Below are 17,973 nucleotides of genomic sequence, written 5' to 3'. Positions count from 1 at the left end.
TGTTGAGGGGGGGGCGGGGACGTTTTTTGAAAACACCGTCCCCGCCCCCCCCTCAAACTCTCCCCCACCCCTGAAAAAACATTCCCCAGGTCAGCATGACAGGTCTCCGCCGCTGCCTGACGGTCAGGACTCCGGCCCCTGACCCGAGAAGACCAGGGAGCCGGGCAGCCCTGTTCTTCCCCACAACGTCAGGGAACTGGGGTGAAGCACTACCAAAGGGGCCGACCGTACGCATCACCCGCCCTGAAAACAGGCCGGCACGGTCCAAAGAGCATTTTCACGCAGCAGCCATGCTCTCCGCTCCTGCCCTGCGGCCGACGGCCCAAAGGCGCAAAAGCAGAAACGGACATCCCGGGGATGTCCGTTTCCATGCTGTCCGCCAGTCAACGACGGGGACCTTCTGGAAAAATCGTATGGGAATTTTTGGGAGAAGGGGGGGAAGTTGCGGGGAAGGGCCACCTTTTTCCCGCCTGGAGCGACCGCAGGCGGCCCGCAGGGCCGGGCCCGTTGCGACGAAGAAAGCTGCGGGCAGCGACGGCAACGCAACGGCCCATCTCCCCCCAAGAAGCCTCGCCCCCAAGATCACCTGGCCACCAGCACCCAGGCCGGTCCCGGGGCGTCCAGATGGCTGGCCACATAATTGGCGCGTTCGGAGCCGCCGCAGAACAGGTCGATGCGGCGCTGCTTGATGGCGCCGCCCACGTCCTGGGCGAAGCCTATGCCGCGCAGGGGCAGGCTGCCGTATGTCTCGTCCGGCACGTTGACGCCAAAGGCCACCACCGCGCCCAGCGGGATGTAGCTGCGGTCCACGGCCAGGGAGAGCCATTCGTCCACCACATAGCCCATGGCGCCGGTGGGGCCGCGGCTGCCATAGCGGAAAAAGACGTAGCTGGGGTTCTCGTTGAGGATCTCGCGCACACGTTCGGGATTGTCCTTGAACCACTGGCGCTGCTCGAAGATGTCGCCGCGCTTGAGCAGGCCCTTCTCGCGCATGATGCGGCCCGAACTCTTGTACTTGTGGCCGTTCTGGCCCGCGTAGTTGACGAAGGCCTCGGTGCCGTCGTCGAAGACCAGACGGCCCGAGCCCTGGATCTCGAGGAAGAAGACGTCCACGGGGTCGGCGGCCCAGGCCAGCTCCAGCCCCCGACCGGCCAGGAGCTGCTGCTCCTCGATCTGGCGGCGGGTATGGTAGCGGCCCTTGTGACGGCGCTTGTACTGCTTCATGTCCGGCGGCAGGGCGTAGATGGCCTGCTCATAGCCGGGCTTGCGCGTACGGCTGGCTTTGACGCGCGGCTCGTAATAACCGGAATAGGCGATGCCGGAGGGCACTTCCACCCACTGGAAGTTTTCCAGGAAGAGCTGCGGTTCGCTGTCCAGGCGGGGGAGCAGTTCCTGCAGGCGCAGCAGGGTGCGCTCCATGTCGCCCCAGGTCAGGCGCAGGCCGGGGCGGTCGACGGCCACGCCCCCGGCGGGCTTGCTCTTGACATAGCGCAGGGATTTCCGCACCGTAGGCGCCATCTCGCGCCATGACTGCAGGTCCTGGTTCTGCGGCGCAAGGTGTTCCGTGAAGAATTGGGGCGACTCGAAGCCCACGGCGGGCCCCTTGGGGATCAGGTATTCCTCGCGCGGCTGCCGCGAACCGCAGCCGGCCAGCGCCAGGGCGGCCAGCAGCACGGCGCACAGCGCCAGACGCGGGAGCCCCCTCCCCACACGCAAAGGAGTTTTCTGATGCATGACGATTTTCCTTCCCCGGCCATCTGGTTCACTCACCGGGTCTCGTACGGTGAAACAGATACCATGGGCGTTCTCTATTATGCGGAGTACCTCCACATCTTCGAAAGGGCGCGCAGCGAGTTCATCCGCGCCTGTGGCATGAGCTACCGCGATGTGGAGGAAAAGGACATCATCCTGCCCGTCCGTGAGGCCCAGTGCCGTTACCGTGCCCCGGCCCACTATGACGACCTGGTGCAGGTGCATACGGCCATCAGCGAATGGGGCCGCGCGTCCCTGCGTTTTGTATATGAGATGTGGAACGAGGACAAGACGCGCCTGCTGGCCTCCGGCAGCACCCAGCACGCGCTGGTGAACCGCCAGGGACGGCCCGTGGCCGTACCGGACTGGCTGCGGGACCTGATGGGCAAACTGAAGTAGCCGCCAGAAGGCCATCCGCCTAAAAAGCCGGGGGATCCCCGGCTTTTTTCGTAGCAGTGAAAAAATTTTCCACGATCTTTTTTGCCCTGTACCGGGCCATGCCCGGCCGCAAGGGGCAAAAGCCCGCGTCAGGCCGGGGATTTTCAGGCTTCACGGCGGCTTCCGCCGTCCTGCCCCGCGCAGGCAGGCCATCTATTTTGACGTTCCGGGCGCGGATGTCAAGCCGTCCCAAAAGATTCCGGGCACTTCCCTTTTTGCCCGCGACGGGCTATGCTTCTACTACTTGTGTGTGAAAGGTCACACCCTACCTTCGTAAATCCGGCGGCCCCGGGCCCGCCATATCGCTTACTAAGGGAGTTTTAGCATGTCCAACCCCGTGGATACCCAACGTACTTACGCACTTGTAGGCACCGGCGGCTGCGGCAAAACGTCGCTGGCCGAGATGCTCCTCTTCAATAGCGGCGCGCTGACCCGCATGGGCGCCATTGAAGACGGCACCACCTGCCTCGACTATGAACCGGAAGAAGTACGTCGTCGCGGCTCCATCCAGCCCGCGGTGGCTACCTGCCTCTGGAACAAGAACCGCCATTTCATGCTTGACATCCCGGGTGACGGCAACTTTACCGGCGATATGGAATGCCTGCTCAAGGGCGTGGACAGCGTGGTCTTCGTGCTGGACGCCGTGGACGGCGTGCGCCCCCTGACCAAAAAATTCTGGAACCTCACCCGCGCCGAGAACCTGCCCGCCATCTTCGTCATCAACAAGATGGACCGCGACCGCGCCGACTTCCAGATGGCTTTTGACGGCCTGTCCACCCTGGGCGTCAAGGCCGTGGCCCTGCAGGTGCCCATCCGTGAGGGCGAGGCCTTTACCGGTTATGTGGACGTGCTGACCGGCAAAGCCTATGCCTTTGGCGAAAACGGCGCCGTCAGCGAATGCGACGTGCCCGCCGATCTGGGCGACGACGTGAGCCTGCTGCGCGACCTGACCGTGGAAAACATCGCCGAAAGCGATGAAGAGCTCATGGAAAAGTACCTGGAAGAAGGCAGCCTGTCGCTGGAAGACCTGCAGGTCGGCCTGCGCAAGGGCGTGCTGGCCTGCGAGCTCTGTCCGGTGCTGGTCTGCGCCTCGCTGGAAAACAAGGGCGGCGTGGCCGTGCTGGACGCCATCCAGACCCTGCTGCCCGCCGCCACCGAGCGCCCCGCCTTCATGGATGCCCAGGGCCAGGAACGCCTGCCCGATCCCGAAGGCCCCGTGGCCGGTTTCGTCTTCAAGACCCTGGCCGACCCCTTCTCCGGCCAGCTTTCCCTGGTGCGCATCCTCTCCGGCACCATCACCGGTGACGCCACTCTCAAGAACATGCGCAGCGGCGAAAGCGAACGGCTGGGCAGCCTGCTTTTCCTGACCGGCAAGACCCAGACCCCCTGCAAGGAACCTGTGGGCCCGGGCGCCATCGTGGCCGTGGCCAAGCTGAAGAACACCCGCACCGGCGACAGCCTCTGCGACGAAAAGCAGCCCTTCGCCCTGCCCATGCCCAAACTACCGCCGCAGCTCATCACCTACGCCCTGGCTCCCAAGGAAAAGGGCGATGAAGACAAGGTCTACTCCGCCATCCAGCGCCTGCTGGACGAAGACGTCACCCTGCGTCTGGCCCGCGACGAAGAAAACGGCGATATCCTGCTGTCCGGCATGGGCCAGCTGCACATCGAACTTTCGGTGGAAAAGGCCAAACGCCGCTTCAAGGTGGACATCATCCTCAAGACGCCCAAGGTGCCCTACCGTGAGACCGTGCGCGGCAAGGTGCAGGTGCAGGGCCGCCACAAGAAGCAGTCCGGCGGCCGTGGCCAGTTCGGCGACTGCTGGATCGAGATGGAAGGCCTGCCCCGCGGTTCCGGCTATGTCTTCGAAGACGCCATCGTGGGCGGCGTGATCCCGCGCCAGTACATCCCCGCCATCGACAAGGGCATCCAGGAAGCGGCCGCCCGCGGCTTCCTGGCCGGTTGCCAGGTGGTGGACTTCCGCGTCAAGGTCTATGACGGCAGCTACCATACCGTTGACTCTTCCGAAATGGCCTTCAAGGTGGCCGGTTCCCTGGCCTTTAAGAAAGCCATGGAAAGCCTCAAGCCCGTGCTGCTGGAACCCATCGTGCTGCTGACCGTCTCCGTGCCCGACGAATGCATGGGCGACGTCATCGGCGACCTTTCCTCGCGTCGCGGGAAGGTGCTGGGTTCCGACTCCGCCGCCGGCGTCACCGAGATCAAGGCTCATGTGCCCATGAGCGAAGTGCTGCGCTACGCTCCCGACCTGCGTTCCATGACCGCCGGTCAGGGCTTCTTCACCATGGAATTCGCCCATTATGAGGAAGCTCCCCAGCCCGTGGCCGACAAGGTCATCGCCGAACACCAGAAGGCCGTGGCCGGCGAATAAGGCCCGGCACGCGCCTGGACGGCAAAACTTCTTCCTGAAGTCCAAGGCCACCCGCCATGCGGGTGGCCTTTTTGCGTCTCCGGTGGCCCATGCTCCCTGCGGACGGGAGGAAAAAAGGCTGGCCCGAAGGGAGCGCGACGACCACAGACCGCCGCATGTCCTGCCTGGACGCGTGGAAAGGGCGCGGCCCCGGTCCGTGATGCAGACGGCAGGGAGAGACGGCTGCCGGACGGGCGCAGACATCCCGGCGGAGGCACGAGCTTGCGTGCCTGCCGGACACGGCCGGCTGGAGACCCTGACGAAAAAAGGGCCCCGTGAGGGGCCCTGTAACTGACGGTGGTCTAAAGGGAAAGCAGGCGGGGAGCCGACGGCTGGAGCGTGGGGCCCTTGTCCGTCAGGCCCGCCGCGGGGCGGATGCCCGCATTACGCTCGATGAGTTCCATGGCGCGGGAGATCTGCCGCCCCACGCGGGACTCGTTGGCTATCTCGCGTTCCAGGGAGGTGATGCCCTTGATGACCGTGGAGTGGCGGCGGTTGAAGCGTTCGCCTATCTCCTTGAGGGAAAGGTCCGTATGCTTGCGGGCCAGATAATAGATGGTGTTGCGGGCCAGCACATACTGCTGCTTGTGCGAGCGCGAGGCCAGCTGGCGTTCGTTGAGGCCGTAGCTTTCGCAGACCAGGCGCACGATGGCGGAGAAATCCGGGCCGCAATCCACGGTGGCGTACTGTTGCAGCACTTCCAGCGCCAGCTCGGGATTCAGGCCGCAGTTGAGCATGCGCGCCTTGAAGACCAGACTTTTGAGACAGGATTCCAGCTGGCGCACATCGCCCTGCAGGCGTCCGGCCAGCAGGTCGCAGACCTCGTCCGGCAGCAGGACCTGGAAACTCTTGGCCTTGCGCTCCAGGATGTGGCGGCACATCTCGGCATCGGGCCGCTCCAGGGGCGAGACGATGCCGGAACAGAAGTGGGAGACCAGCTGGCTGTCCAGTTTTTCCAGCTCCCGCGGCGAAAAGCTGCTGCTGAAGATGGCACGGCCGCCACGGTCCTGCAGGCTCTTGATGACGGTCAGGACCATATCCTGCATCTTTTCCTTGCCCTGCAGGAAATGCACGTCTTCCAGCAGCAGGACGTCCAGGTCGCGCAGGCGGGCGCGGAAACTTTCCACGTCGTTGCTGCGCAGGGCCGCCACATAGCGCGAGGCCAGATCCTCGGCGGAAAGGTAGGCCAGACGGGCCTGACCGCCCTGCTCCTGCACGGCGCGCCCCACGGACTGCATGATATGGGTCTTGCCCAGACCGGAAGCCGAACTGACGAACAGGGTCTCCACGCAGCCGCCGTCATGGCAGATGTCCTTGGCCGCGGCCACGGCCATGGCATTGCAGGGACCGATCACCAGATCCTCGAAGCTGAAGCGCCAGCGCTGACGGGAGCGGGGGCGCAGACTGGGCGCGGACAGGGGCAGGGAACACTGGCTGGGCTGCCAGGCGGGCTGGGCCGGAGGTGCCGGCTGCGGCCGGGAAGAAAGCGGCGCGCGCTCCTCCTGGAGCGGCAGGGCGTCCGTGAGCGGCGAAGCAGCTGCGGCATGGGGCGCGGCGGTATCGGAGGCCGCAGGCGCGGCGCTCTGGCAGGAGATGCGGATATCCACGGTCTCGGGCGCCACCTGCAGGACGGGAGCGGCGGCAGCGCGCAGGGTGTCCTGCATGCGGTCGCGCAGCCAGCGGGCCACATACTCGCTGGGCGCGGCAAGGTACAGACTATTCCCCTCGACGCGGGCGTCCAGAGGGTGGATCCATACCTTGAAGATGCCGGGATTGAGGGCATCCTTCAAATTTTCAGAAATCTTCTGCCATTGCTCTTGCATGCGTACCATTGCCCGCCCGTGTAATGTGGCCGCCAGCAGGAAAGGCTCTCCCGTGTCCCGCTGCCTCTGTCGTGTCCCCGTCCATCCGTCAGTACCGCCGGCCCTTCTTCCGGCGGCGCGCCCGCTACGGTGTAGTTTTTTTCCTGCCCCTCTGTCAACCACATGACACGCAGGAAGACCGCGGAAGACCGCGCCTGTGCCGGTTTTCAAAACATACCGGCATCATTCCTCTTTTTTCTGGAACCTCTGCTATTCTGCCCTTTTTTCCCCGGCTCCGCAAGGCCCGTATGCGCGAAAGAAGGGCCGCTGCCACTGACGTGGCAACGGCCCGCTGGTCACGGTAACATCAGCTTATTTGAACTGCACGAAATTCTTGAGCAGGCCCAGCAGCTCGTAGCGCAGGGACTCGTCCTGCAGGGCGAAATAGATGTTGGCGCTCAGGAATTCGGCCCAGTCGCCGGCGTCGAAACGCATGCCGGCCATGCGCACGGCCATCATGCCGCGTTCCTTGGCCATGGCCTGCAGGGCGTCGGTGAGCTGGATCTCGCCGCCGTGGCCCGGCGTGACCTTTTCCAGATAGTCGAAGATATCCGGGGTCAGGATGTAGCGGCCCACGATGGCCAGACGGGAAGGCGCGTCCTCCCGTTTGGGCTTTTCCACCATGTCGCGCACGCGGTACACGCCGGGGGCCACTTCCTCACCGTCGATGATGCCGTAGCGGCTCACCTTGTCCCACGGCACTTCCATGACGCCGATGACCGGCATCTTCTCGGCCATGGCCACCTCGATGAGCTGGCCGATGCCGGGCACGCCGCTGAACATCAGGTCATCGCCCACCATGACGGCAAAGGGTTCGTCGCCCACCAGCTTGCGGGCGCACATGACGGCATGGCCCAGGCCCAGCTGGCGCTTCTGGCGCACGGAAAGGATGTTGACCATTTCGGCCACTTCCTGCACTTCCCTGAGCTTGTCCAGCTTGCCGGCGCGCTGCAGCACGTCTTCCAGCTGCAGGTTGTGGTCGAAGTGGTCTTCGATGACGTTCTTGTCGCGGTTGGTGACGAAGATCACGTCCGAGATGTCGGCGCGCTGGGCTTCTTCCACAACATACTGGATGACAGGCTTGTTGTAGATGGGCAGCATCTCCTTGGGGATATTCTTCGTGGCAGGCAAAGAGCGCGTTCCCCAGCCGGCTACCGGTATGACGACCTTGCGAATATGCTTCATGTTCTCCTCCATCAGTGCATGCCCGTCACAGAGCTATGCTTGGGACATGGTTCTTGCGTGTCTCGCGGGACGGGCCCGCGGCATCTTTCGGGATGCATCGTTCCTCCAGGGGAGGACAGTATGCCTAACGCAGTTCGCGGCTGACCACGTCGGCCAGATCCCGCGCGTAGCGATTGACCTTGTCTTCGTCTTCGGCTTCGACCATCACGCGGCACAGGGCTTCTGTGCCGGAGTAGCGCAGCAGCACGCGGCCGCGCCCGGCCAGGGCCTTTTCCACGTCGGCCACGGCCTTGCCGATGGCAGGACGCTCCTCGAAGGGCAGCTTCTTTTCCACCCGCACGTTGATGAGCTTCTGGGGGAAGAGGTGCAGCAGGCCGGCCAGCTCGGAAAGGGGCCTTTCCTTTTCGCGCATGATGCGCAGCAGCTGCAGGGCCGCAAGCAGGCCGTCGCCGGTGGTGCTGTACTGGCGGTAGATCAGGTGGCCCGACTGTTCGCCGCCCAGCATGGCGCCGGTCTTGCGCATGGCTTCCATGACGTAGCGGTCGCCCACCTTGGTGCGCAACAGCCGGCCGGCGCGTTCGTTCATGAAGATCTCCAGCGCCAGGTTGCTCATGGCCGTGGCCACCAGCAGATTGCCGGGCAGCTCGCCCCGCTCCATCATGGCCTGGGCGCCCAGGGCCATGAGCTGGTCGCCGTCCAGGATATTGCCCTTTTCGTCCACCACGATCAGGCGGTCGGCGTCGCCGTCCAGGGCCAGGCCCACGTCGGCGCGCACCTCGCGCACCTTGGCCACCAGGGTCTCGGGATGCAGCGAGCCGCAGTGGTCGTTGATGTTGGTCCCGCTGGGTTCCGTCCCCAGGCGGAAGACCTCCGCCCCCAGCTCTTCCAGGGCCAGGGGAGCCACCTTGTACGACGCGCCGTTGGCGCAGTCGATGACGATGCGCAGGCCGGAAAGCGTCAGGTGGGCCGGAAAACAGCTCTTGGTGTAGACGATGTAGCGGCCGCCGGCATCCCCGATCTTGCTGGCGCGGCCCACTTTGTCGGGATCGGGATAGGGCCAGCGCATGTCGGGGTCGAGGACCATGGCGGAGATCTCGTTCTCCACCTCGTCGGGCAGCTTGAAGCCGTCGGCGTCGAAGAACTTGATGCCGTTGTCGGAATAGGGATTGTGCGAGGCCGAGATGACCACGCCCAGATCCGCGCGCATGTTGCGCGTCAGGAAGGAAATGGCCGGCGTGGGCAGGGGGCCTGTCATGATGACGTGCATGCCCGCGGCGCACAGGCCCGCCGTGAGGGCGGACTCGAACATGTAGCCGGACAGGCGGGTATCCTTGCCGATGACCACGCGGTGCTGGTGCGATCCCTTGCGGAAGCGCACCCCGGCGGCCAGGCCCAGACGCAGGGCCACATCCACGGTCATGGGATAGATATTGACAGGGCCGCGCAGGCCATCGGTGCCGAAAAGACGTTCTGCCATGGGATCTCCTTGCCGGTGCCACGCGCCGGAGGCTACTTCTTGCGGGTAATAGTAACGCTGTCGAAAGAGGGATTCAAGATGGTCATGCCTTCCGGCAACTGGATTCGGGGCTCCGCCGTGCCTTTTTGTCCCGGTTCCAGGGCCGGGGGCACCACCATCACTTCCAGCCGCTTGAGATAGGAGGCATTGCGGGCCAGGGCCTCGGGCACTTCCACCATGACCTCGACATAGGCCGGCTCCACCGTGAACTGCGCGGCGTTCTGCGCCTCGACGGAGACCCGGCAACGGCGCGACACCACCGTGCGCCCGCTGGTGATGGTGTATTGCACCTTCACCGAAGCGGGATTGGAGGTGACCAGGCTGGGCGTGTCCAGCAGCAGGGTCTGCTCCACCGTGGTGCCGGCAGCCTTGGGATCCAGGCGAATGCTCAGGGGCAGGTTGTTGATGGAGGAGATGACGCTCTCAGGCCCGCGCAGCGTCACGGATGCGGGCGAGACCGTCACGTTCTCCACGGTCAGGGCGCCGCTGCGCAGGGGCGATTCCAGCACGGCCCGGATGGGCACGCTGCGCTCGGCCAGGGTATCCGCCGTGATGACGATGCGGGGCGGCTGCACGTCCACCAGTTCGAAGGCCCGCAGGCTCGGCCCCATATTGTCCGCCGTCAGGGGCACGATGGTGGTGCCCTTCTTGATGTTGGACAGGTTGATGGCTTCCGTCAGGCTGCGCGAGGAGATGGAGCGCAACAGGATCTCGGGCCCGCGCAGGCGTACCTGCACCTTGTTGACCAGACCGTCCGTCACCACCAGGCCGGAGGGGATGCCGTTGTACTCGATGCCCACTTCCAGCTGCACTTCCAGACGGTCGCGCACACTGACCACATACCACATGCCCACCGAAACGGCAAAGGCCACGAGCAGGGAAAGGAGATGGGGCGCCCTGCGGCCGTTTTTAGAGAATATCATTGAGCACCTGCCTCAACCGCGTGGCATCCAGGCTGCGGACCAGCTCGCCCTTCATGGCCACGGAGATCTCGCCGCGTTCTTCCGAGACCACGACCACCACGGCGTCGCATTCCTGCGTCATGCCCAGCGCGGCGCGGTGCCGGGTGCCGAAGGACTGCCCCTTGGCTTCGGCCAGGGGCAGGATGCAGGCGGCGGCCGTGATGCGGCCCTTGCTGATGAGCACCGCGCCGTCATGCAGCGGGGCCTTGGGATAAAAAATGTTCATGAGCAGCTGCCGCGACAGCAGCGCGTCCACGCGCACGCCCTCGCGCTTGATCATGTCGTCCAGCCGGGTGCCGCGCTCGATGACGATGAGCGCACCGATGCGCAGGCGGGCCATCTCCACGCAGGCCATGACCACTTCTTCCACGGCCGAATGCTGCAGGGTCCGCTTGCGGAAAAGGTTGTTGGTACCGATCTCGCCCAGCGCCTGCCGGATGTCGCTCTGGAAGATGACGACGATCAGCAGGAAGAGGGAACCGAAGACATGCTGCAGCAGCCAGGTCAGCGTATAGAGCGCCATGCTGCGCGAAATGAAGTACAGCAGGGTCAGCAGGCCCAGACCGGTCAGCACCGTCAGGGCGCGCGAGCCCCGCAACAGCTGGATGACCTGATAGAGCAAAAGCGCTACCAGCAGGATGTCCAGCGCGTCGCGCCATTCAAAAACCACATGTTCCAGCACGGTCCCATCCTTGGGAATCAGAAGATCCTCGCCGCGAAGACGACGCAGCCCCCGTCGTCCGCCCCGCCGCACAGACAGCCGGGACAGACGGCGCGCAGTATAAAAACAAGCGCACGCCGGCGCAACAGGCAAAATGCGCCGTCAGCGCGGCCGGCGGCCGTATCAGGCCCCGCAGGCCAAGCCCGGATCCCGAAGGGCCGCCGCCAGGGTCAGGGTCCGGCGCGTGGCGGCCACATCATGCACCCGGTGCCAGAACAGGCCCTTTTCCCAGAGCAGGGCCGTGGCCACCTGGGTGGCGTCGCCCCGCTCATGCGTGGCCAGTCCCAGCAGATGCCCGAACAGGGACTTCATGGAAAGGCCCATGAGCACCGGACGGCCGAAGGCCAGCCAGTCCTCCGCATGGGACAGCAGCTCCAGATTGTGGCGCAGGGTCTTGCCAAAGCCGATGCCCGGGTCCAGCACGATATGCTCTTCCGGCAGACCGGCGGCGGTCAGGCGGCGCAGCCCGCGCTCGAAAAAGGCCATGACCTCGCTGCGCACATCGTCGTAGCGGGGCGCGTCCTGCATGACGTCCGGGCGGCCCTGGCTGTGCATGAGCACATAGCCGGGCCTGTACTGGACGAGCACGTCCAGCAGGCCGGGATCGAAGGTGCAGGCCGAGATGTCGTTGATGATCTGCGCGCCCTCCTCCAGCACTGCGGCGGCCGTGGCGGCATGGTAGGTGTCCACGGAGAGCGCGGCGTCCGGGATCTCCCGCCGCAGCTCGCGCAGCACGGGCATCAGGCGCAGCAGCTCCTGTTCCGGCGTCAGGGCCCGCGCTCCGGGCCGGGAGGATTCCGCGCCCAGATCGAGGATGTCGGCCCCTTCCGCGTGCAGGCGCACGGCATGGGCCAGGCCCAGATCGGCGGAATCGTGCGTGCCGCCGTCATAGAAGGAATCCGGCGTCAGGTTGACGATGCCCATAACGCCGAAGGGGGCAGGAGTCGTCACCGCCCCGCCCCCAAGACACAGCCAGGAGCCGCCCCGGCGGGACGGCTCCTTTTCCGGCATGTTATTGCTTGCGCTGTTCGTTTTCATCAGGGGTCCGCACATCCTTGCTGTCATCGGGAGTCGTTTCGGGAGCTTCCGCGGCTTTGCCGTCCCCGGAGCCATCGGCAGCAGCGACGGAGTCGTCCGCGTCGTCGGCCTCCAGCACGAAATCCCCGGCAGGAGCCTGCTTCACGGGCTTGCCGTTGGCGTCCAGCGGCGGCAGGGGCTTGCCTTCCATGAGCAGGTCCAGCTCGTCGCCGGTGATGGTCTCGCGCTCCAGCAGGGCCTGGGCGATGCGGTCCAGGATGGCGCGGTTGTCCCGCAGCAGGGTCAGGCAGCGGGCGTGGGCGTCTTCCACGATGCGCTTGACCTCGGCATCCACCAGACGCGCGGTCTCTTCGCTGTAGTTCTTGTTCTGCACCCATTCGCGGCCGATGAAGACCTCTTCACCGGTCTCGCCGATGGACAGGGTGCCGATGGCTTCGCTCATGCCCCATTCGCAGACCATCTTGCGGGCCATGCGGGTCACGCGCTCGATATCGTTGGACGCGCCGGTGGTGATGTCGTCGAAGACGATCTCCTCGGCCACGCGGCCACCCAGCAGCACCACCAGATTGTTGCGCAGATAATTGCGCGAATAGCCGTGACGGTCTTCCTCGGGCAGCTGCATGGTCAGGCCCAGGGCGCGGCCGCGCGGGATGATGGTGACCTTGTGCACCGGGTCGGAACCGGGCAGCAGGCGGGCCGCCAGGGCGTGACCGCCCTCGTGGTAGGCCGTGATGCGCTTTTCCTCGTCGGAAAGGATCAGGCTGCGGCGCTCGCGGCCCATGAGGACCTTGTCCTTGGCGTATTCAAAGTCGTGCATGTCCACCTTGCTGGCGTTGAGCTTGGCGGCCTGCAGGGCGGCCTCGTTGACCAGGTTCTCCAGATCGGCGCCGGAAAAGCCCGGCGTGCCGCGGGCCAGGGTGTCCAGGTCCACGTCGGGAGCCAGCGGCGTGCGCTTGGTATGCACCTCGAGGATGCGGCGACGGCCGCGCAGGTCAGGGGTGGGCACCACCACCTGGCGGTCGAAGCGGCCGGGGCGCAGCAGGGCCGGGTCCAGCACGTCGGGACGGTTGGTGGCGGCCAGCAGGATGACGCCCTCGTTGCTCTCGAAGCCGTCCATCTCCACCAGCAGCTGGTTCAGGGTCTGTTCGCGTTCGTCATGACCGCCGCCCAGGCCCGCGCCACGCTTGCGGCCCACGGCGTCGATCTCGTCGATGAAGATGAGGCAGGGGGCGTTCTTCTTGCCCTGCACGAACAGGTCACGCACGCGCGAGGCGCCCACGCCCACGAACATTTCCACGAAATCCGAACCGGAGATGGAGAAGAAGGGCACGCCGGCCTCACCGGCCACGGCGCGGGCCAGCAGGGTCTTGCCGGTGCCTGGAGGCCCCACCAGCAGCACGCCCTTGGGGATGCGGCCGCCCAGACGGGTGAATTTTTTGGGATTGGAAAGGAACTCCACCACTTCGGAAAGTTCATCCTTGGCTTCGTCCACACCGGCCACGTCGGCGAAGGTCACCCGGGCCGAATCCTGGTTGAGCAGGCGCGCGCGGGAACGGCCGAAACTCATGGCCTTGCCGCCGCCCCCCTGCATCTGGCGCATGAAGAAGATCCAGACGCCGATGAGCAGCAGCATGGGGAACCACGACACCAGCAGGGTCATGTACCAGGGCTGTTCTTCCGGCGGCTGGGCCTTGACCTCGACCTTCTTGTCCAGCAGACGGGACACCAGCTCGTTGTCACGCGGCGCATAGGTCTGGACGGACACCCCGTCCGGGCCGCGCCCGATGAGGGTGTTGCCCTGGATCTCCACCGAGCTGATCTGCCCGCCGTCCACACGGCCGATGAAATCCGTGTAGGACACTTTCTGGGCCGAGCTTTGCGGCTGCTGGAACATATTGAAAAGCATGACCATCGCAAGGACTATGGCAGCCCAGAGCATCAGGTTGCGACTAAACTGATTCAAATCGGCCTCCACTGTAGAGCGGTAAAGCGTTTCGCTGATGGCGCAGCGGCCTGCGCCAAGGAGTCACGGTACTCTGAGCGGTGGTGCGGTGTCAATCGAGCCGCCCGGGAGTCAGGGATATGGTAAGTCTATTTTCCCGTCTGGCAATGGCCGGACGGGAGGACGGCGGGAAAAAGTCCTCCCGGCCGCCGCGCGGGCAGGCTCTCCTTCAGGCGCGGACGGGCATGGTCGCCATCCCGGATGCCGTCCCGCGCGGCAGGCTTGCTTTCCGTCGGGCTTTGTGGCAGACAAAAAAACGTGGGGAGGCGTGTCGTCACCGGTGTGGCGCCCGGTCTTCAAAACCGGTGGCAGGCTTAACCGTCTGCGGTAGGTTCGACTCCTATACGTCTCCGCCATCCCGCGAACATCCCGTCCGCAAGCCTCGTGCCTGCGGACTTTTTTGTGCCCGTTCCCCCGCTCCTCCTGCCGGGGACGGGAGAACGGCAAAAAGCCTCTGTCCCGCAGCAGACGGCGCGCCGGGATACCGTCGGCGCATTGCCTTTTGTCTGCCTGCCGGGCATCATCATACCATGTCCAGGCCCCTATCGTCTTCCCCGTTACCGCCCCTGCTGCTGGCGGCCTGTCCTTTGCCGTCCTGCTCCGGCCAGTCTCCTGCCATGCAGTTGCCAGAGCTGCCTGGGGGGCTGTCGGCGGCGGAAGACCAGGTTCACATGAAGGCTTTCCACCTTCCGTCCGAGCGTGACAAACGCCATCTGGCACGGCTGCTGCTGGCGGTGCTGCTGCACCGCGCGCTGTCCTTTGGCCTGCCTGCCGCCCCCGTCCTCCACTGGTATCCGCCGCCCCGGCTGGTGGAGCATCTGCGCGCGGCCAAAGGCTTTTTCTCCGCTCACGCCTGCCCGCGCCTGCAGCGCCTGCCGTCGGGACAGCCCCGGCTGGAGGGGTTCGGCATCAGCTTCAGTTACAGCGAGCGGGCCGTGTTCTGTCTGCTGTCCGGTCCGCAGGACAGTCCCGGCGTGGATGCCGAGGCCCTGACGAGCCCGGCGCCGCCGCTGTCGGCCTTTGCCGCCCGCGAGCTCCCCGCCGGCCTCGTCCCCGCCGCCCGGCAGCGCGACTGCCTGCGCCGCTGGACCATCAAGGAAGCGGTCTTCAAGGCGGCCGCCACGGGCTGCGACCGGCCCCCGCGCCTGCTGGACAGCGGCCACAGCGGCCAGCGCAGCGGCTGCCTGACGCTGGATGCGCTCCCGTACCGCTGGCGGCTGCTGCCCTGCCCCGGCCACTGGCTGTGCGTGGCACTGCGGGACCGGAGGTGACGGCCGCCTGCGGACAGTCCGGCTTCCCTTCAAGGACCTGGACAAAAGTTTTCGGAGGCAGACGGGAGAGCAGGAGGGGGGCCCTCTCCCCTCCTGTCCGCGGCCTGTCCCGCGTTTCCCCTCCCGTCCGCCCGCTCCTGTCCGCCGCAAACATCCGCTTGCCTTATGCCCGCTTTTGGGTCACTGTGCGCCCATGCTTCGCTTTCATCTGGTCAGCCTTTTCCCGGAGTTTTTCCGCTCGCCGCTGGAGACGGCATTGCTGGGCCGCGCCCGCGAGGCCGGCATCGTGGATTTTTCCTTCCACGATCCGCGCAGCTTCAGCACCAGCCGCCACCAGCATGTGGACGATCGTCCCTACGGCGGCGGCCCGGGCATGGTCATGCAGGGCGAGCCTCTGGCCGCGGCGCTGCGTTCCATCGAAACGCCGGGACGCATGATCCTGCTGGCCCCCAGCGGACGCCCCCTCAATGACGCCCTGGCCCGGGAGCTGGCCCTGGCAGATGATCTGACCCTGGTCTGCGGACGTTACGAGGGGCTGGATGCCCGCCTGCTGGACATCTTTCCCCTGGAGCCCGTGAGCGTGGGCGAAGCCGTGCTCAACGGCGGCGAGACGGCGGCCCTGGCCGTCATCGAATCGGTGGCGCGGCTGGTGCCCGGTTTCATGGGCAAGGAGGAATCCGGGGACGACGAGAGCTTTTCCCACGGCCTGCTGGAGTATCCGCACTATACGCGGCCCGACGTGCTGGAAGGCCGCGAGGTGCCGGAGGTGCTGCGCGGCGGGGACCACGGCGCCGTGGCGCGCTGGCGGCGTGAGCAGTCCCTGGCCACCACCCTGCGCGTGCGGCCCGACCTGCTGGACAGCGCGCCCCTGGTGGCGGAAGATGCCCGCTATCTGGCCGCATTGCCCCGCACGAGGGCCGGGAGGAACCTTTCGTTCTGCCTCGTCCATCACCCTGTCCTGCTGGGCCGGAAAAATTCCGGCGTTTCCTCTTTGACAAATTTGGATATTCACGATATAGCCCGGATTTCCCGCAGCTATGCGATGGGACCGTTCTATGCCGTGACCCCGCTGGAGGACCAGCAGCGTCTGCTTCAGGCCATAGTCCGGCACTGGACGCAGGGCGCGGGGAGCAGGGGCAACCCGGACCGGGCGCAGGCGCTCGCGACGGTTTGTCCCGCCGGATCCGTGGATGCCGCTGTGGAGCATCTTACGGAGCGCACGGGCACGCGGCCCAGAGTGGTGGCCAGTTCCGCCTCCTGGCCCGCTCACAAGCACGCGCCCCCGCCGCTTTGTCCGGCGGATGTGTGCCGCATGTGCGAAGACGGCCCTGTGCTGCTGTTGCTGGGTACGGCCCAGGGGCTGGCCCCTGAGGTGCTCGCCCGGTGTGACGGGGTGATCCGGCCCATACGCTATCTGGGCTACAATCACCTTTCGGTGCGGAGCGCGGCCGCTATCCTGGCCGACAGAATTTTGGGCGATTACAACTAAGCGCCACAGTTTTTCTTCACGACGACAGCTTTTGCCAAGCTGCGTATTCAAGGAGTAGGGCATGGATATCATCAAAAAAATCGAACGTGAAAACATGCGTATGGATATGCCCGTGTTTCGTTCCGGCGACACGGTGAAAGTGCATCTGCGCATTGTGGAAGGCGAAAAAGAGCGTATTCAGGTGTTCCAGGGCAACGTGATCCGCATCCAGCGCGGCACCACCGACGCCACCTTCACCGTGCGCAAGATCTCCGACGGCGTGGGCGTGGAACGTATCTTCCCCCTGCACTCCCCCTTCATCGACCATGTGGAAGTGGTGAGCCAGGGCCGCGTGCGCCGCAGCCGTCTGTACTACCTGCGCGCCCTCAAGGGCAAAGCCGCCCGCATCAAGCCCCGCGGCCGCTTCTGATCCGCAGCCCTGCGGAATGTCCATGGCGGCCTGAAGGTCCTGTGAACATGCCCGGGCAGCCGACCGATGGAACGAACCTCACCCTGCCTTGCGCGGGGTGAGGTCTTTGGCGTTTTCATGATCAGCGATCACATGGCACAGCGATGACCGTCCGGCGCACACAGCATCCCGCAGCTTCCGCCCCCCGGCAGGGCCTGCTCTGCCGCCTGCCCGCCAGGCCCCTGCTCGCGGCGGGCATCGACGAAGCGGGCCGGGGCTGCCTGGCCGGACCGGTGGTGGCCGCCGCCGTCATCCTGCCGGAAGCGTACGACCTGCCGGGCCTGACGGATTCCAAGGCCCTGAGCGCGGCCCGGCGGGAGGAGCTGGCCCCCCTGATCCGCCGTTGCGCCCTGGCCTGGGGCCTGGGCGTGGTCTGGCCCGGGACCATCGACCGCATCAACATCCTGCAGGCCACCTTCGAAGCCATGAGCCGGGCCGTCCGCTGCCTGCGCCGCAGGCCGGACTTTTTGCGGGTGGACGGCAACAAGACCATACCGGAGCCCGTGCTGCTGCCGCACTGGCGCAAGGCCGGCGCCAAAGCCCCCGCCCTGCCCCGCCAGCAGGCCGTGGTGGGCGGGGACAGCGCCGTGCCCGCCATCTCCGCGGCCTCCATCCTGGCCAAGACCTACCGTGACCTGCTCATGGAGCATCTGGACAAACGCTATCCCGGCTACGGTCTGGCACGGCACAAGGGCTACGGCACGGCCGAGCATTACGCGGCCCTGCGGCGTCTGGGGCCCTGCCCCCAGCACCGCCTGACCTTTCGCGGCGTGCTGCCCGACGGGGAGGAACGGCCCGGGGCCCGGCAGGGGAGCCTGCTGTGAAGCTGCTCTCCCGCTTCTTCCCTTCTGCCGCGCCCGC

The 17,973-nt window shown here is 65.8% G+C and carries 14 protein-coding genes and 1 tRNA gene; 7 read left to right on the top strand and 8 right to left on the bottom strand.

Going from position 1 to position 17,973, the window contains the following annotated elements; translation table 11 throughout:
• Window positions 1-582: 582 nt before the first annotated feature.
• Window positions 583-1,734: an MltA domain-containing protein gene (locus tag Q1X76_RS01600; RefSeq protein ID WP_300717608.1), complete on the bottom strand. Its 1,152-nt coding sequence runs from the start codon at window positions 1,732-1,734 to the stop codon at window positions 583-585.
• On the opposite strand from Q1X76_RS01600, the gene Q1X76_RS01595 reads away from it, so the two are divergent.
• Window positions 1,729-2,151, top strand: coding sequence for a thioesterase family protein (locus Q1X76_RS01595; RefSeq protein ID WP_300717607.1), 423 nt, complete (start codon window positions 1,729-1,731; stop codon window positions 2,149-2,151). The genes Q1X76_RS01600 and Q1X76_RS01595 overlap by 6 nt on opposite strands.
• Before the next feature lie 364 nt (window positions 2,152-2,515).
• Window positions 2,516-4,579: an elongation factor G gene (locus tag Q1X76_RS01590; RefSeq protein ID WP_300717606.1), complete on the top strand. Its 2,064-nt coding sequence runs from the start codon at window positions 2,516-2,518 to the stop codon at window positions 4,577-4,579.
• A 341-nt stretch (window positions 4,580-4,920) separates the two neighbouring features.
• On the opposite strand, the gene Q1X76_RS01585 is transcribed toward Q1X76_RS01590, so the two are convergent.
• The 7 genes from Q1X76_RS01585 to ftsH form a co-directional block, all read right to left on the bottom strand.
• On the bottom strand, window positions 4,921-6,450 hold the full coding sequence (locus Q1X76_RS01585; RefSeq protein WP_300717605.1) for a DnaA/Hda family protein: 1,530 nt from the start codon (window positions 6,448-6,450) through the stop codon (window positions 4,921-4,923).
• A gap of 342 nt (window positions 6,451-6,792) precedes the next feature.
• Window positions 6,793-7,665, bottom strand: a complete 873-nt coding sequence (galU, locus tag Q1X76_RS01580; protein WP_300717604.1) for a UTP--glucose-1-phosphate uridylyltransferase GalU — start codon at window positions 7,663-7,665, stop codon at window positions 6,793-6,795.
• A 124-nt stretch (window positions 7,666-7,789) separates the two neighbouring features.
• A complete protein-coding gene (glmM, locus tag Q1X76_RS01575; RefSeq protein ID WP_300717603.1) occupies window positions 7,790-9,142 on the bottom strand; it encodes a phosphoglucosamine mutase in 1,353 nt (450 codons plus the stop codon).
• A gap of 32 nt (window positions 9,143-9,174) precedes the next feature.
• Window positions 9,175-10,104 (bottom strand): CdaR family protein, encoded by a 930-nt coding sequence (locus Q1X76_RS01570; protein WP_300717602.1) that lies wholly within the window; start codon window positions 10,102-10,104, stop codon window positions 9,175-9,177.
• Window positions 10,091-10,825, bottom strand: coding sequence for a diadenylate cyclase CdaA (cdaA, locus tag Q1X76_RS01565; RefSeq protein ID WP_300717601.1), 735 nt, complete (start codon window positions 10,823-10,825; stop codon window positions 10,091-10,093). Before cdaA ends, Q1X76_RS01570 begins: the two co-directional genes overlap by 14 nt.
• Window positions 10,826-10,987: 162 nt before the next feature.
• Window positions 10,988-11,788, bottom strand: coding sequence for a dihydropteroate synthase (gene folP / locus Q1X76_RS01560; protein ID WP_300717612.1), 801 nt, complete (start codon window positions 11,786-11,788; stop codon window positions 10,988-10,990).
• 88 nt (window positions 11,789-11,876) lie between these two features.
• Entirely contained in the window at window positions 11,877-13,841 is a 1,965-nt protein-coding gene (gene ftsH, locus Q1X76_RS01555) for an ATP-dependent zinc metalloprotease FtsH (RefSeq protein WP_300717611.1), read from the bottom strand.
• 325 nt (window positions 13,842-14,166) lie between these two features.
• On the opposite strand from ftsH, the gene Q1X76_RS01550 reads away from it, so the two are divergent.
• The 5 genes from Q1X76_RS01550 (at window position 14,167) to Q1X76_RS01530 (ending at window position 17,936) form a co-directional block, all read left to right on the top strand.
• Window positions 14,167-14,260, top strand: a tRNA-Sec gene (locus tag Q1X76_RS01550).
• Window positions 14,261-14,575: 315 nt separating this feature from the next.
• Window positions 14,576-15,175, top strand: coding sequence for a 4'-phosphopantetheinyl transferase superfamily protein (locus Q1X76_RS01545; RefSeq protein WP_300717600.1), 600 nt, complete (start codon window positions 14,576-14,578; stop codon window positions 15,173-15,175).
• Window positions 15,176-15,368: 193 nt separating this feature from the next.
• Window positions 15,369-16,664, top strand: coding sequence for a tRNA (guanosine(37)-N1)-methyltransferase TrmD (trmD, locus tag Q1X76_RS01540; protein WP_300717599.1), 1,296 nt, complete (start codon window positions 15,369-15,371; stop codon window positions 16,662-16,664).
• 61 nt (window positions 16,665-16,725) lie between these two features.
• Window positions 16,726-17,073: a 50S ribosomal protein L19 gene (gene rplS, locus Q1X76_RS01535; protein WP_006006452.1), complete on the top strand. Its 348-nt coding sequence runs from the start codon at window positions 16,726-16,728 to the stop codon at window positions 17,071-17,073.
• A 143-nt stretch (window positions 17,074-17,216) separates the two neighbouring features.
• On the top strand, window positions 17,217-17,936 hold the full coding sequence (locus tag Q1X76_RS01530; RefSeq protein ID WP_300717598.1) for a ribonuclease HII: 720 nt from the start codon (window positions 17,217-17,219) through the stop codon (window positions 17,934-17,936).
• The last annotated feature ends 37 nt before the right edge of the window (window positions 17,937-17,973 follow it).

The sequence above is a fragment of the uncultured Desulfovibrio sp. genome (genome assembly GCF_949282365.1).
Classification (GTDB): Bacteria; Desulfobacterota; Desulfovibrionia; order Desulfovibrionales; family Desulfovibrionaceae; genus Desulfovibrio.
The sequence above is the reverse complement of the archived record's forward strand: the minus strand, read 5'-3'. Positions and strand labels throughout refer to the sequence as shown.